A 14,887-nucleotide genomic window follows, 5' to 3' on the forward strand; every position below is an offset into this window, starting at 1 on the left:
TCCTACGGGGGCCGTCATCCGTTCGGAGTGGTACCCAGACCTTTCGCCGGGTTTCCGACGAATTGTCTTGACCTAGACGGGGCCTGCGCCTAATCGTGATGGCAATGAGCCTTTATGGCGTTGCCGGGCCAACCCACGTCCCGGATGGGCGTCTATATTGCATGGACAGCACGACCGATCGCACAGCGAGGTCAAGGATGGCCTGCAGACCTGGACACAACTGGGATGGGACCTATGGCTCGACTCACTCGCTTGCCGCTGGCAATGGCCGTACTCTCGGCACTCATGACTTCCCAGGCCCATGCTCTGGGGCTCGGCGACATCACCGTGCGCTCGGCGCTGAACCAGCCGCTGGATGCGGAGATCGAACTGCTGCAGCCCGGCGACCTGAGCAGTGACGAACTCATCGCCCGCCTGGCCGACATGGCCACCTTCGAGCGCATGGGCGTGGACCGCACCGCCTTCCTGCAGAACCTGCGCTTCACCCCGGTGATCCGTAACGGTCGCGGTTACATCCGTGTGGTTTCCACCCAGCCGGTGCATGAGCCCTACCTGAATTTCCTCCTCGAACTGGAGCGTCCTAACGGCCGCCTGCTGCGCGAGTACACACTGCTGATCGACCCGCCGGGCTATGCCGATGGCAGCTATGCCCAGAGCGCTCCCACGCGCGGCGCCGACAGCGGATCGGCAGCCAGCCGCCCGGCCAAGCGCAGTACGGCAGCGCGCCCGGCACCCGTTCCAAGCGTGCCCATCGCCGCGGGCGAGGGGCGCTACACCACTGCCGCGGGCGACACCCTGTGGAGCATCTCCGGCCGCCTGGGCGCCAAGGGCGCCGCCCGCCAGGAGTTGATGACTCAACTGCAGCAGCTCAACCCGCAGGCGTTCATCGGCGGCAACCCGCACCGCCTGCGCCTCGGCTACCAGTTGGTGCTGCCCGCCGGCCAGGCTGCGCCTGCGGCTGCCACGAACACCGCTGCTGCCGCCGCGCCGACCAGCGCCGCGCTTGCCGCGCCGGCGCCGAGCGAGGCGACTGTGGCCCAGGCTCAGGGGCAACTGGCCGACCTGACCGCCGAGCGCGAGCGCCTGAACCAGCGCATGGACACCCTGCAACAGCAGCTCGATACCCTGCAGAAGGCCCTGGAAAGCCGCGACCAGCAGGTGCAGAGCCTGCAGGCCGAACTGGCCCGGCGCCAGGCCGAGCAAGCGGCCGCGCCGGCCAGCGCTCAGGTGCCTGAAGCCGCGCCTGCTGCACCTGTGGCTGCACCGGCTGCTGCGCCTGCGCCGACGGCGGAAGCCGCCAAGCCGGCGCCCCAGGCGCCCGCCGCGCAGGATGAAGAAAACGCGTCCCTGAGTCGCTACTGGCCGTGGGCCGCCCTGGCAGCCCTGGTGCTGGCCCTGGGCCTGGTCTACAAGCGCCGGCGCAAGCCCAGCGGCGACGAGCCGCCCCAGGCGCAGCCCGAGGCCGTCAGCCTGCCGCCGCTGGCGCCGGCCCGCCCGGCAGCACCGGCCAGGCCGGTGGTGGCTTCCGCCGTCGAGCCGCTGGCCAGCGTCAACGAAGCCTCCCTGGCACGGCTGCCGGCAGCCAGCAGCGACAGCCTGGAAGGGGCGAACATCTACATCGCCTACGGCCGCTTCGGCCAGGCCCGCGACATGCTGGTCAAGTCCGTCGCCGCCGAACCGCAGCGCCGCGACCTGCGTCTGAAACTGTTGCTGGTGCTCGCCGAGCTCGGCGACCGGGCCGCCTTCCGCGAGCAGGAGCGGGCGTTGCAGGCGATGGGCGGCGACCAGAAGCAGATCGACCAGCTCAAGGCCCGCTACCCCGCCATGCTCGAGCGTGAAGACGAGCAGGCCATCAGCGACGGCCTCGGCGAATGGGACGGGCTGGAGCTGGGCGACATCGGCGAGCACCCCGCGCCGGCACAGCCGCCGCTGAGCGACGCCGGCGACCTGAACCTGGGCGAGCTGTCCCTGGACCTGGACTGGAACAGCCTGGACGCCTTCGATTCGCCCAAGGGCTCGCCGGCCAAGGGCGGCAAGGACGACACCGACGATCTGCTGAAGGACTTCCGCAGCAACCTGCGCGAGCTGCCCGAGGTCACCGAGTTCGACCTGGACGACGAGCAGGCCGGCGCCTTCGGCCTGCCGAGCCGTTCCGGCGGCGAGCAGGACAAACTGCTGGCCAGCCTCGACCAGGCCCGCGCCTGCATCGACCGCGGCGACCTCGACGAGGCCTACCGGATCCTCGAACAAGTGCTGCAGAAGGGCGACAAGCAGGAACAGGAAGAGGCCCGCGAGCTGTTGGCGCGGATTGCCTGAAGCATCCTGAGTCATCCGGAGCCCGGCCTTGTGCCGGGCTTTTTGTTGCCTGAAGCCGGTGAGGCTCGGCGCTCGGGCTTTCCCCTCACCCCAGCCCTCTCCCGAAGGGAGAGGGGGCAGTATGTGCCGGCTGGGGGTGAGGTTTCAGCCGGAGAATCCTTACTCTCCGGCTAACTCCAATCTCCCCGAGTACGCCGAACAGTCCCCTCTCCCTCCGGGAGAGGGTTAGGGTGAGGGAGCCGCAGGCCTGCTCCCTCAATCCCGAGGGGAATGGCGCGGTAGGCGCAACTGTCTTGCAGGCCACGCCGGAGGGCTCTTAGTAGGAGCCATGGCGTACCCCTGTAGGAGCGGGCCCTGCCCGCGATATCGCGCGCAGGGCGCGCTCCTACACCACCACACACCCCGTAGGATGGGTTGAGCGAAGCGATACCCATCACTGTGGCCGCATGGGTTTCGCAGGCTCAACCCATCCTACGAAGAGCGCCCTGGCGCAGTCGGCAAGACAGTCGCTCCTACACCCGCGTCCGACCGTAGGGCGAATAACCGTTCGCGGTTATCCGCCGCCAGCCGGAACACCTGCGCCCGAGGACGGCAGGGCTCCCTCAGAAATTCCGCCCCAGGTTCAGGTACACCGCATGCTCGTCGGCATCGTTTAGCCCATAGCTGAACGACAGCGGCCCCAGCGGCGTCTCGAAGCCGAGCATGATGCTCATGGCGTTGATGTAGCCGGTGTCGTAGCTGTTGTCGTTGTTCCACACCCGTCCGCGTTCCAGGCTGCCGCCGAGGTAGAAGGGGAAGTCCAGGGGCAGGAACGAGCGTTCGGTCATGCGCCGGTAGTAGATCACCCGGCCGAGGCTGTAGTTCTGCCCGGCCAGGGCGTCCTGGCGGAAGCCGGAGAGCTCGCGCGCGCCGCCGAGCAGGAAGCTCGACACCACCACCTCGGCGTCGTCCAGGGTGCGCCCGTAGCCGCCGCCGAGCACCCAGGTGTTCGGCCCGCTGCTCAGCGCCTTGTCCAGGCGCAGTTCCCACTGGCGGTAGCGGTCGTCGTCGCCCAGCGACGGCGTGTGCTCGCGGTAGCCGGCCTGGATGTCCTCGCCCTCGCGGGGGAAGTCGACGTTGTCCATGGTGTCGAAGGAGTACTTCAGCTCGGCGTAGCCTTCGTTGAAGTGGAAGTCCGGCAGGTCCTGCTGGCCCACGCGCACGTCGGCCTTGCCGAAGGCCTGGGCCACGCCCAGGCGGATCTCGCCGTTGTTGGCGATCTGCCGGCCGAGGTTGAGGCCGTAGCCGTAGCGCTCCAGGCGGTATTCGGCGATGGGGTCGTCGTTGTCGGTGGCCTCGACGTTGCGCGCCTCGTTGAACAGGTAGGGCGCCACGAAGTAGCGCGAGCCGGCGTCCAGCGGCTGGTAGAACTCGCTGTAGAGTTCCTGCTGGTCGCCGATCTGCAGGCGCGTCAGCCATTCCGCGCCCAGGCGGTTGATGCCGTTGACGCGATAGCTGGCGCCGACGTTGAAGGTGCTGTCGCCGCGCAGGTCGTCCGACAGGTTCAGGCCCAGGCGCAGGTAGTCGGTGCCGCTGCGCTTGCCCAGGGCGTGGATGACCAAGGCGTTGCCGTCCTTCTCGCGGACCACGCGGTACTGCACCTGGTCGAAGTAGTCCAGGCCGTAGAGGGTGCTCATGTCGCTCTGCAGACGCTCCAGGTCCAGCGGCTGGCCCAGCGGCTGGCGGATGTAGTGGCGGATCACCTCGTCGCCGACCTTGGAGTCGTTCTCCACGCGGATGCTGCCGATCACCGGGGTGCGCTCGTCCGGCGTGCGCGCCTCGGCCAGGGCCACGGCCTCCTGGTCGCGGGGCTTGCGCAGGGCCGCCAGGCGCGTGGCGAGGATGCTGGTGGCGCGGTAGCCGGCGTCGATCAGTTGCGGCACGCGGCCGAAGTCGGTGGAGCTGTAGCCGCTGAGCGGCGGCTGGATGAGCACGTCGTCGGGCTTCAGGGTGGCCAGCTGCGCCTCGGAATTCTTGCGCGTCATCAGGGTGACCGACTGGTTGAGCATGTCGACCACCGTCGTCAGTTGCTTGCGCTCCAGCAGCGGGTTGCCGATGTCGACCACGATGACCACGTCGACGCCCATCCTGCGCGCCACGTCCACCGGGATGTTGTCGACCATGCCGCCGTCCACCAGCAGCTTGCCGTCGACCTCCACCGGGGCGAACACCGCCGGGATCGACATGCTGGCGCGGATCGCCTGGGGCAGGTGGCCGCGGTCGAATACCACCTTCTCGCCGGTGGCGATGTCGGTGGCCACGGCACGGAAGGGGATGGCCAGCTTGTCGAAGTCGCGGGTGCCGCTGGTGTGCACCAGCAGGCTCTCCAGGAGCATGGTCAGGTTCTGCCCCTGGATGGCGCCCAGGGGCAGGCCGAGGGAGCCGTCGTCGCGGAAGCTGAGCTTCTGCTTGACCAGGAAGTCGCGGTCGTCCTGCTTGCGCCGGAAGGGCACGTCCACCCGCGGCGGCGAGTCGGACAGCGCCTGCTGCCAGTCCAGGCCGAGGGCGATGCGCTCCAGCTCCTTGGGCGTGTAGCCGGCGGCGTAGAGCCCGCCGACCACCGCGCCCATGCTGGTCCCGGCGATGGCGTCGATGTGGATGCCCTGTTCGTCCAGGGCCTTGAGCACGCCGATGTGGGCCAGGCCGCGGGCGGCGCCGCCGGACAGCACCAGGCCGATCTTCGGCGGGTGCCCGGCGGCGAGGGTGGACAGCGGAAGGAACAGCAGCAGGGCGAACAGCAGGCGGCGCATGGGGCGGGGTCCGATCGGGCTTCCAGGCGGCTATTATAGGCATCCCAGAGCAGGAGCCCGGTCGCCATGAGCCAGCCCAGAGCGGAAATCGTCATCACCTATTGCACCCAGTGCCAGTGGCTGCTGCGCGCCGCCTGGCTGGCCCAGGAACTGCTCAGCACCTTCGCCGACGACCTCGCCCGGGTGAGCCTGGAGCCCGGCACCGGCGGGGTGTTCCGCATCACCTGCGACGGCGAGCAGATCTGGGAGCGCAAGGCCGACGGCGGCTTCCCCGAGGCCAAGGTGCTCAAGCAGCGGGTGCGCGACCGCATCGACCCGCAGCGCGACCTGGGGCACAACGACCGGCCGTGAGTCGGGCATTTCGTTAGTGAGCTATCTTTTCCTGCCTTATATCAAAGGCTGCCGGCGTCGCGCGCAATAGCCTGTGGGCAACTCATTCTCCCCAGGGGAGGGTTGCCACATGAGCATCATCGTCACCGGGGCGGCCGGCTTCATCGGCAGCAACCTCGTCAAGGCGCTGAACCGGCGTGGTGAAACCGACATCATCGCGGTCGACGACCTGACCGAGGGCGACAAGGTCCGCAACCTGGCCGACTGCGACATCGCCGACTACCTGGACAAGCGCGACTTCGTCGAACGCTACGCCCGCGGCGGCTTCGGCGTGGTCCGCGCGCTGTTCCACCAGGGCGCCTGCTCCAGCACCCTGGAAGGCGACGGCCGCTACCTGATGGACAACAATTACCGCTACAGCTGCGACCTGCTGGAAGCCAGCCTGAAGCTCGGCGTACCGTTCATCTACGCCTCCTCGGCGGCGGTGTATGGCGCCGGCCGCGACTTCCGCGAGCTGCGCGAGTACGAGCGGCCGTTGAACGCCTACGGCTACTCCAAGTTCCTCTTCGACCAGCGCGTGCGCCGCGCCCTGCCGCAGGCGCGCAGCCAGATCGTCGGGCTGCGCTACTTCAACGTCTACGGCCCGCGGGAGCAGCACAAGGGGCGCATGGCTTCGGTGGCCTTCCACTGCTTCGAGCAGTTCCGCGCCAGCGGCAAGGTGCAACTGTTCGGCGAATACGGCGACTACCCGGCCGGCGGCCACCTGCGCGACTTCGTCTACGTGGACGACGTGGCGCGGGTCAACCTGCACTTCCTCGACAACCCCGGCCGCAGCGGCATCTTCAACCTCGGCAGCGGCCGCGCCCAGCCGTTCAACGACGTGGCCCTGGCGGTGATCAACAGCCTGCGCGCGCAGCAGGACCAACCGCCGCTGGACCTGCAGCAGGCCATCGCCCAGGGCCTGCTGGAATACATCGAATTCCCCGACAGCCTGCGCGGCAAGTACCAGTGCTACACCTGCGCCGACATCGCCTTCCTCCGCGAGGCCGGCTACCGTGCGCCCATGCTGGGCGTGGAGGAGGGGGTGGAGCGTTATTGCCGGTGGTTGCTGGAACAGGAAGCGGCCTGAGCAGCCGAGCTCTTCGCATGAGAGCCTTCCATACGTGCGGATGTATCGGTTGTTTTACCCAGTCTTTACCAAGCGCTGACAACCGACAGGCCCCGGACGAGCGATGATAGGCACCATGAAAGGCGGGTGCTTGGGCGCCCGTGTCCGGAGGTGCAATCAAGATGTCGTCGCAAGCCGTGTTCAAGTCGATCGCCGCTGCCTTGGCCCTGAGCCTGTCGGCCGCCGCCGTGGCCGGACCGCCCGGTTATGGTCCCGGCCCGGGGCATGGCTGGGGGCCGGGCCCCGGGCATGGCCATGGCCTGCCGGATTATGCGCGGTCGCTGTGGATCGGCAGTGCGCTCTATTTCGTCGCTGCGGGCACCTACTACCTGTGGAACGCCGACCGTCGCGAATACGTGGTGGTGGAGCCGCCGCCGGCGGTGCAGCAGGCGCCGGCAGGCGTGAGCTACGACGTGATCGCCTACCCGGCGCGCGGGCAGACGCCCGACCAGCAGAGCCGCGACCGCTACGAGTGCCACACCTGGGCCGTTGGCCAGAGCGGCTTCGACCCGGCCGCGGCCAGCCAGGCGCCGGCACCGGGCGTGGCGGATACCTACCGGCGGGCGCTGGGCGCCTGTCTGAACGGGCGCGGCTACAGCATCAACTGAAACAACCGGCCCCGGGCCGGACCGAACAGGCCGCTTCGCAGGCAATCGTGCGGTGATTCCTTGGCAATCCCTCCCCAGGGCAAGGAGTCGGGTTACGCATGCTGCGGGGCGGCCTTCTTATTTTTCCCGACGCTATTGGAGCGGAATTATGCCCTCACCCCAGCCCTCTCCCGGAGGGAGAGGGGGCCGTTCGGAGCGGGACTGAGTCCGGAGCCATCCTGAAACGTCTACGGCGTATTCGCCGAATCGCGGACAGAGTCCTGCACCTTCCGGCAGTGCCCCGTAGGATGGCGTTGAGCGAAGCGATACCCATCGCCATGGTCCGATGGGTATCGCAGGCTCAACCCATCCTACGAAAGCGCCCCGGTGCGCTGGGCAAGACAGTTGCTCCTACAGCTCCAGGGAAGCACGGGCGTAGGACTCCGTCCGCGATTGGATTCACCGGCCACGCCGGACGTCCCGGCAGCACAGGCTAAGCGGCACTACGCGCACTGAGGAAGGTGGCAAAGATGATCAGCGCGCCACCGGCCAGCATCCGCAGGCTCGGCTGTTCGCCGAACAGCACGGCGGCGAAGGCGATGCCGTAGACCGGTTCCAGGGCGAAGATCACCGCCGCGGTGCGCGCCTTGATCAGTTGCAGGCTGGCGACGAACAGGCTGTGCGCCACGCCCGTGCACAGCACCCCCAGCAGCACCAGCCACAGCCAGTCCAGCGCGCGCACCCTGGGCAGTTCGAACAGGGCCAGCGGCGCCAGGCAGAGGACGATGGTGAGGTTCTGCGCGAAGGCCGAGAGGATCGGGTCCAGCCCGCGCACGCTGGCGCGGTTGGCCAGCGACAGCAGGGCGAACAGCAGGCCGGAGGCGATGCCCCAGAACAGCCCGGCGGTGGCGCCCTGGCTGAAGTCCAGGTTCGGCGTCACCAGCACCAGGCCCAGGCACACCAGCCCCACCACCAGGTACTCGGCGCGGCGGATGCGTTCGCGGAACAGCAGCCCTTCGAGCAGCACGGTGAAGGCCGGGAAGCTGGCGAAACCCAGGGTGGCCACGGCGACGTTGCCCACCTTCACCGCGAGGAAGAAGGTCAGCCAGTGCGCGCACAGCAGCAGCCCGCTGCCGGCCAGCGCGGCGGCCTGGCGCAGGCTTGGCCGCGGTTGCGCCGCCAGGTGTCCGGCGAAGGCGCCGCCCAGGGCCGCCAGGCCGAACAGCGCGCGGCCGAAGACGATCACCAGCGGGGCGGCGAGGATGAGTTTGCCGAAGATGCCGCTCAGGCCGAACATCAGGGCGCCTACATGCAGGCCGACCAGGGCCGAGCGGGGTGTCAGTCGGGGAACGCGCATTGCTTCTCTATCTATCGCGGGATCGCAGGTGCTGATGAGCCAGTCGCTTGGCGGTTGAAGGCCTCAGGCCAGGCGCGCGCCGTTGGGCAGCGGCTTGTCGAAGCCGGCCAGCACCACCTTGTCGTCGCTGTCGTAGACGCCGGTGACCAGCACTTCCGAGCGCACCCCGGCGATGGACTTGGGGGCGAAGTTGCAGACGCACAGGACCTGGCGGCCGAGCAGCTCGTCGAGGGAATAGTGCGCGGTGATCTGTGCGCTGGAGGTCTTCAGCCCCAGCGGGCCGAGGTCGACCTGCAGGATGTACGCCGGCTTGCGCGCCTTGCTGTTGGGTTCGGCGTGGACGATGGTGCCCACGCGCAGTTCGACGCGCTCGAAATCCTGCCACTCGATGGTCTCTGCCGACATCGCCGATCTCCTCAGCTCATCTTCTCAATGATGGGGCGGCAGTCTAGGGCGTGGCGGGGCGTTTGTCTGTCGCGCGGCTAGCGGGAATTGTCGCGCGCCTCGCGGCGGATCTGCCGCGGCGTGCTGCCGAACTGGCGGACCAGGGCGGCGGTGAAGGCGCTCTGCGAGGCATAGCCGACCCGCGCGGCGATCTCGCCCACCGCCAGGTGCGTGGCGCAGAGCAGCTCGCGGCCCAGCTGCAGGCGGCGCTGGCGCACGTAGTCCATGGGCGTCTGCCCGGTCTCGGCGAGGAAGCGGGCGTGGAAGCGCGCCGCCGACAGCCCGGCCAGCCGCGCCAGGTCGGCGACCTGCAGCGGGTGCCCGGCGTGGCGGTCGACGTAGGCGTCCAGGCTGGCCAGCGGCAGGCGCGACGGCTCCTCGGCGGCGTGCATGCCGGCCAGGCTGGCGAGCAGCAGCAGGGCGCCCTGGCGGGCGATCACCGGGTCCTGCAGGGGGCTGGCGGCCAGCCAGTGCACCAGTTGCCCCTGGGCCGGATTCAGGGCCAGGGCGGCGGGGCGTTCCAGCAGGCGGCGGATGCTCTGTGCGTGTTCGCCCAGGCCGCGCAGCAGCAGGTCCTCGTCCTCCAGGTCGAACACCAGGCACTGGCTGCCGCCGGGGGCGGCGCAGGCGTGGTGCGCGCCGCGCGGGACCACCGCGAAGTGCTGGCGGGTGACGCGGCTGCCCAGACCGCCGACCTCGAACTCCAGGTCGCCGGACAGCCCCAGGACCAGCTGCGCGTGGTCGTGGCTGTGGGCGAGGTGCTCGTGGCTGTAGCGGCGCAGGGAGAGGATCTGGCTCATGGCGGGCTCCGGGGGCAGGCCCACAGTCTAGCGCGGCGCAGGCTGTCACGGGACTGTCGCGCGGCTGTCACGCGCGGGTCACCGCCGGGCCGGAAAATCGACTAAACCCCGCCGGAGGCCGCCCATGACCAGCGCCCAACGCCTGATGCCGACCAAGAAACAACGGGTGCGCACCCTGTGGATATCCGACGTCCACCTGGGCACGCGCGACTGCCAGGCCGAGCACCTGGCGGGCTTCCTCAAGCGCTACCACGCCGAGCGCATCTACCTGGTGGGCGACATCATCGACGGCTGGAAGCTGCGCGGCGGCATCTACTGGCCGCAGGCCCACACCAACGTGATTCGCCGCCTGCTGACCATGAGCAAGCGCGGCACCGAGGTGATCTACGTCACCGGCAACCACGACGAGTTCCTGCGCCGCTACTCCACGCTGCTGCTGGGCAACATCCGCCTGGTCGACGAGATCGAGCACACCACCGCCGACGGCCGCCGCCTGCTGGTGATCCACGGCGACCAGTTCGACGTCATCACCCGCTACCACCGCTGGCTGGCGTTCCTCGGCGACTCGGCCTACGAGTTCACCCTGACCCTCAACCGCTGGCTGAACCACTGGCGCAGCCGCTACGGCTATGGCTACTGGTCGCTTTCGGCGTACCTGAAGCACAAGGTGAAGACCGCGGTGAACTTCATCAGCGACTTCGAGGAGGCGATCGCCCACGAAGTCCACAAGCGTGGGCTGAACGGCGTGGTCTGCGGGCATATCCACCACGCGGAGATCCGCCGGATCGGCGAGGTGGAGTACCTCAACTGCGGCGACTGGGTGGAGTCCTGCACGGCGCTGATCGAGCACTGGGACGGCAGCATCCAGCTCTACCGTCTGGCCGAGGAGCAGCTCCAGCACGCCAGCGAGGCCATCGTCGCCGAGCCGGCGGCATGAGGCTGCTGATCGTCAGCGACGCCTGGGTGCCGCAGGTGAACGGCGTGGTGACCAGCCTGCGTGCGCTGGTCGCTGAACTGGAAGCCATGGGGCACCAGGTGCGCCTGCTGTCGCCGGCCGAGTTCCGCAGCCGGCCCTGCCCGAGCTATCCGGAAATCCCCCTGGCCTGGGACCTGTGGAAGGTCGGCCCGGCCATCGAGGCCTTCGCCCCGGACTGCGTGCACCTTGCCACCGAGGGTCCGCTGGGCTGGGCCGCGCGGCGCTGGCTGTTGCGCCGCGGCCTGGCCTTCACCACGGCGATCCACACGCGCTTCCCGGAATACCTGAACAACCGCTGGCCCTGGCTGCCGCTGGCGTTCGGCTATGCCATGCTGCGCCGCTTCCACGCGCCCAGCGCGGCGGTGCTGGTGAGCAGCGAGCGTATGCGCGGCGCTTTCGCCGATTGGGGCGTGCAAGGTCTGGAGTTATGGCGCAAGGGCGTGGATACCACACAATTCCCGGCGGGACCGGGGCCTGTCGAGGGCCCGGTGTTCCTCTATGTCGGGCGCCTGGCGCCGGAGAAGAACCTGGAAGCCTTCCTCGACCTGGACCTGCCCGGGCTCAAGCGGGTGGTGGGCGACGGCCCGTCACGCGGCGAGCTGCAGGCGCGTTATCCCCAGGTGGAATTCCTCGGTTACCGCCATGGCGAGGCGCTGGCTGAGGCCTATCGCGCGGCCAGTGTGCTGGTGTTCCCTTCGCGCACCGACACCCTCGGCCTGGTGATGTACGAGGCCCTGGCCTGCGGCACGCCGGTGGCTGCCTTCCCGGTGCCGGGCCCGCTGGACGTGCTGGAGGAGGGCGTCACTGGCGCCATCGATAGCGACCTGCGCAAGGCCTGCCTGCGCGCCCTGGCGCTGGACCGCCAGGCCTGCGCCGAGTGGGCCGCCGGGCAGTCCTGGCGGCTCTCGGCGCAGCAGTTCCTGGCCCTGCAGCGGCCGCTCGGCGAGCCGGGTGGCATGACCGAGGCCGAGGCCCTGGCCGACTGAGGCCTAGTGGAACAGGTCGCGGTCGCTGTCCAGGCTCTGGTCCACCAGCCACTTGCCGTGGGCGATGGAGGCGTGCTGCGCGGCGTCCAGGTCGGCGAGGAAGGCCATCTTCGTCGGCAGCGGCTGGCGCCGCGTGCTGCGTCCGTCCGGGGCGATGATCTGGCAGCCGCCGGCATAGGGCGTGGGCAGCCCCGGGTGTTCGAAGACGCGGGCGATGATGGTGTAGTCGCGATGGGTGCATTGCAGGGTTTGCATGGCATGGACCTCGCTGTCGGGCCAGGGGCGCCGCCGGCGCCATTGCCGGCGCCAGGCGCCGCGCCGCTCTGGCGTGGCTGTCCCGCCGGTGGCGGGGCCTGTGCTTTCGCGTATCCCCACCTTAGAACAGCGGGCCGGCCGTGCAAGGACGGGGCGACGAAGGGCGCCGCGGCACTTTTCTTCTACCGCGCCCGGCGCCAGACTGTCGGCATGCCTATCCACAGACTTTCCCGCCTCGGCGACCTCGCGCCCGGCCAGTGGGACGCCCTGCTGCCGGACGCCCAGCCGTTCCTGCGCCACGCCTTCCTCGCCAGCCTGGAGGACAGCGGCAGCGTCACCGCGCGCACAGGCTGGCGCCCTGCTCACCATGTGTTGCTCGACGACGCCGGGCGGCTGTGCGCGGCACTGCCGGCCTATGTGAAGGCGCATTCCTATGGCGAATACGTGTTCGACTGGGGCTGGGCGGACGCCTGCCAGCGCGCCGGCATCCGCTACTACCCCAAGCTGCTGGTGGGCGTGCCCTTCTCGCCGGTGAGCGGTGCGCGCCTGCTGGGCTCGGACGAGGGCATCGCCGAGTTGCTGGGCGTGCTGGCCGAGGGCACCGCGGAAGGCGTGTGGTCCGGCGTGCACGTGAACTTCACCGACCCGCGCGCCGACGGGCTGATCGCCGCGCAGGGCGGCTGGCTGGAACGCCTGGGCTGCCAGTACCACTGGTTCAACCGTGGTTACCGGGATTTCCAGGACTTCCTCGACGCCCTGGCCTCGCGCAAGCGCAAGCAACTGCGCAAGGAGCGCGAGCAGGTGGCCGGGCAGGGCATGGAGTTCCGCTGGATGGAGGGGCCCGAGCTGGTTGAGGCCGACTGGGACTTCGTCTACGCCTGCTACGCCAGCACCTACGAGGTGCGCGGCCAGGCGCCGTACCTGACGCGGGAGTTCTTCAGCCTGCTGGCCGAGCGCATGGGCGAGGCGATCCGCGTGGTCTTCGCCCGCCGCAACGGACGGCCGGTGGCCATGGCCTTCAGCCTGGTGGATGGCGACACCCTCTACGGGCGCTACTGGGGCTGCCTGGCGGAGTACGACCGCCTGCACTTCGAGACCTGCTTCTACCAGGGCCTGGACTACGCCCTGGCCGCCGGGCTGCGCCGTTTCGACGCCGGCGCCCAGGGCGAGCACAAGCTGATCCGCGGCTTCGAGCCGGTGCTCACGCGCTCCTGGCACCAGTTGGGGCACCCGGGCCTGCGCGCCGCGGTGGACGACTTCCTCGCCCAGGAACGCGCCGGCATCCGCGCCTACGCCGAGGAGGCGCGGGCGGCGCTGCCTTACCGGCAGGCGGAGTAGGGGGAAGTCGGGTAGAAGGTCGGCCCCCGGCCGCTACGACAGGCTCGCGGGGTGGCCAAGTCGGCCAGGGACCGAGACCGGGTGGGGCTCAGACGTGGCTCGCCTGGCCGCCCCATTCGAGGAAGCGCACGCGGTGCGTGGTGCCCTCGTGGTCCTGGTACACGAGGTAGGCGGGGACCATGCCCACCTTGTGCGAGTTGTCGGTACGGTGCAGCACCTTGTCGATGTCCAGCGGCATGCCGTAGTGGTATTCGACCGTCGGAAGGTCGGCGCCCGGCTCCTTGATCGCGTCCTGGGCGAAGACCATGGGAGCGAGGCTGGAAAGCACCGCCGATACGACAGAAGCAATCTTCATTCTGGTGGTCCTCATAGCGAAGGGGATGAAGCCCCGCCCTGGAGCACTGGCATCCGATGTCTGGCCGCGGGTCCGGGGGCGGGCAGGGGGCGATGCGTCAGGCGTCCACCGCGTGGCGGGGCGTGGAACAGATATGACCACCGAACCACCCCACGCGAGAAATTGATGTGCTTGCTAATGATCATCGACCGGGGTGATGCGGCGACTTGTCGCAGGGTTCGGGATGGAGGCTTAAGGCTTCATTAACGGACTGGGCGATATGCCGCAGGAATCCTGTAGAAGCGGGCCCTGCCCGCGATTCGCGCGCAGGGCGCGCTCCTACAAGGTGCGGTGCTTTGCGAATGGGCAGGGCAGGAGATTCGGCGTCAACCTGTAAGCGGGCCCTGCCCGCGATTCGCGTGCAGGGCGTGCTCCTACAAGGTGTGGTGCTTTGCGAATGGGCTGGGCAGGAGATTCGGCGTCAACCTGTAGGAGCGGGCCCTGCCCGCGATTTCGCGCGCAGGGCGCGCTCCTACAGCCAGACCGCGTTCCAGAAGGGGTAGTCGCCAACCTTGGCCACCAGGCCGGCACGTAGGGGATTGGCGACGACGTAGCGTGCGGCGGCACGCAGGTCCTCGTCTCGGCGCAGTGCGCGATCATGATACGCCCGTGCCCATAGTGTTCCGGACCTGCCCAGGCACTGGTTCACGTGCCGGGCACTGCATGATTTCAGACGGTTCACAAGACTGTTCAAGCTCGCCCCAGAACCGATCTGGAGCAGCCAGTGGGCATGGTCGGGCATCAGTACCCAAGCCAGCATATGGCAGTCGTCGAGGAGCCTCGGGTCGCCGAAGCAGCGCGCTGCCGCACAGGCGGCAGGAAAGCAGCGAAAAATGGGTGTGCGGTCGTATGTGGTGGTCGTAACCAGGTAGGTCGTATGAGGCTGGGAAAACCGACCTTTGCGCAGCGCCGAATGGCCTGGGGATTGCTCGTCCATATTCAGTCCTCAGGGGAAAGGACTGAATATCGCTTCCAATCCCTGAGGAAAGAGCGCTGGCCGCTACCGAATGCGCTGCCTGCCCTGTAGGAGCGGGCCCTGCCCGCGAAATCGCGCGCAGGGCGCGCTCCTACAGGGGGGGATTGCGGGTTAATCCACCCCCACGAACCCGCCGGTCTGGTGGCGCCACAGGCGGGCGGAGAGGGCGCC

The 14,887-nt window shown here is 69.0% G+C and carries 14 protein-coding genes; 7 read left to right on the forward strand and 7 right to left on the reverse strand.

The genetic code is table 11. The features are described from left to right. Positions 1 to 234 precede the first annotated feature (234 nt). Positions 235 to 2,316, forward strand: coding sequence for a FimV/HubP family polar landmark protein (locus RN02_RS18250; protein ID WP_052267765.1), 2,082 nt, complete (start codon positions 235 to 237; stop codon positions 2,314 to 2,316). Between the two features lie 602 nt (positions 2,317 to 2,918). Here the strand turns inward: RN02_RS18250 and RN02_RS18255 are convergent. Continuing rightward, complete coding sequence (locus RN02_RS18255) at positions 2,919 to 5,105, reverse strand: patatin-like phospholipase family protein (RefSeq protein WP_043315688.1); 2,187 nt, start codon at positions 5,103 to 5,105, stop codon at positions 2,919 to 2,921. Between the two features lie 66 nt (positions 5,106 to 5,171). Here RN02_RS18255 and RN02_RS18260 point away from each other — a divergent pair, with 66 nt between their 5' ends. The 3 genes from RN02_RS18260 (at position 5,172) to RN02_RS18270 (ending at position 7,211) form a co-directional block, all read left to right on the forward strand. After that, complete coding sequence (locus RN02_RS18260; protein ID WP_009620440.1) at positions 5,172 to 5,456, forward strand: SelT/SelW/SelH family protein; 285 nt, start codon at positions 5,172 to 5,174, stop codon at positions 5,454 to 5,456. A 109-nt stretch (positions 5,457 to 5,565) separates the two neighbouring features. Beyond that, entirely contained in the window at positions 5,566 to 6,564 is a 999-nt protein-coding gene (gene rfaD, locus RN02_RS18265; RefSeq protein ID WP_043315692.1) for an ADP-glyceromanno-heptose 6-epimerase, read from the forward strand. A gap of 161 nt (positions 6,565 to 6,725) precedes the next feature. Continuing rightward, positions 6,726 to 7,211: a hypothetical protein gene (locus RN02_RS18270; protein WP_009620429.1), complete on the forward strand. Its 486-nt coding sequence runs from the start codon at positions 6,726 to 6,728 to the stop codon at positions 7,209 to 7,211. Positions 7,212 to 7,683: 472 nt separating this feature from the next. Here RN02_RS18270 and RN02_RS18275 read toward each other — a convergent pair whose 3' ends face one another. The 3 genes from RN02_RS18275 to RN02_RS18285 all read right to left on the reverse strand — a co-directional run bounded on the left by RN02_RS18275 (position 7,684) and on the right by RN02_RS18285 (position 9,791). Continuing rightward, complete coding sequence (locus tag RN02_RS18275) at positions 7,684 to 8,547, reverse strand: DMT family transporter (protein ID WP_082033831.1); 864 nt, start codon at positions 8,545 to 8,547, stop codon at positions 7,684 to 7,686. Between the two features lie 63 nt (positions 8,548 to 8,610). After that, entirely contained in the window at positions 8,611 to 8,952 is a 342-nt protein-coding gene (locus tag RN02_RS18280; RefSeq protein WP_009620426.1) for a tRNA-binding protein, read from the reverse strand. A 77-nt stretch (positions 8,953 to 9,029) separates the two neighbouring features. After that, positions 9,030 to 9,791: a helix-turn-helix transcriptional regulator gene (locus RN02_RS18285; RefSeq protein ID WP_043315695.1), complete on the reverse strand. Its 762-nt coding sequence runs from the start codon at positions 9,789 to 9,791 to the stop codon at positions 9,030 to 9,032. Between the two features lie 124 nt (positions 9,792 to 9,915). Here RN02_RS18285 and RN02_RS18290 point away from each other — a divergent pair, with 124 nt between their 5' ends. Further along, positions 9,916 to 10,728 carry a UDP-2,3-diacylglucosamine diphosphatase gene (locus tag RN02_RS18290; RefSeq protein WP_043270987.1) on the forward strand — a complete coding sequence of 271 codons (813 nt, stop codon included), beginning with the start codon at positions 9,916 to 9,918 and terminating at the stop codon, positions 10,726 to 10,728. Then, positions 10,725 to 11,753, forward strand: a complete 1,029-nt coding sequence (locus RN02_RS18295; protein WP_043315698.1) for a glycosyltransferase family 4 protein — start codon at positions 10,725 to 10,727, stop codon at positions 11,751 to 11,753. Before RN02_RS18290 ends, RN02_RS18295 begins: the two co-directional genes overlap by 4 nt. Positions 11,754 to 11,756: 3 nt before the next feature. Here RN02_RS18295 and RN02_RS18300 read toward each other — a convergent pair whose 3' ends face one another. Then, on the reverse strand, positions 11,757 to 12,008 hold the full coding sequence (locus RN02_RS18300) for a hypothetical protein (protein WP_009620418.1): 252 nt from the start codon (positions 12,006 to 12,008) through the stop codon (positions 11,757 to 11,759). Positions 12,009 to 12,218: 210 nt separating this feature from the next. Between RN02_RS18300 and RN02_RS18305 the strand changes: the two genes are divergently transcribed. After that, positions 12,219 to 13,346 (forward strand): GNAT family N-acetyltransferase, encoded by a 1,128-nt coding sequence (locus tag RN02_RS18305; protein WP_043315704.1) that lies wholly within the window; start codon positions 12,219 to 12,221, stop codon positions 13,344 to 13,346. Positions 13,347 to 13,434: 88 nt separating this feature from the next. Here RN02_RS18305 and RN02_RS18310 read toward each other — a convergent pair whose 3' ends face one another. After that, positions 13,435 to 13,701: a DUF2790 domain-containing protein gene (locus RN02_RS18310; protein WP_043270980.1), complete on the reverse strand. Its 267-nt coding sequence runs from the start codon at positions 13,699 to 13,701 to the stop codon at positions 13,435 to 13,437. A gap of 511 nt (positions 13,702 to 14,212) precedes the next feature. Continuing rightward, on the reverse strand, positions 14,213 to 14,677 hold the full coding sequence (locus RN02_RS32505) for an REP-associated tyrosine transposase (RefSeq protein WP_009623645.1): 465 nt from the start codon (positions 14,675 to 14,677) through the stop codon (positions 14,213 to 14,215). Positions 14,678 to 14,887 lie beyond the last annotated feature (210 nt).

This window comes from Pseudomonas sp. PI1, assembly GCF_000812405.1.
In the GTDB taxonomy this organism is placed as follows: Bacteria; Pseudomonadota; Gammaproteobacteria; order Pseudomonadales; family Pseudomonadaceae; genus Pseudomonas; species Pseudomonas citronellolis.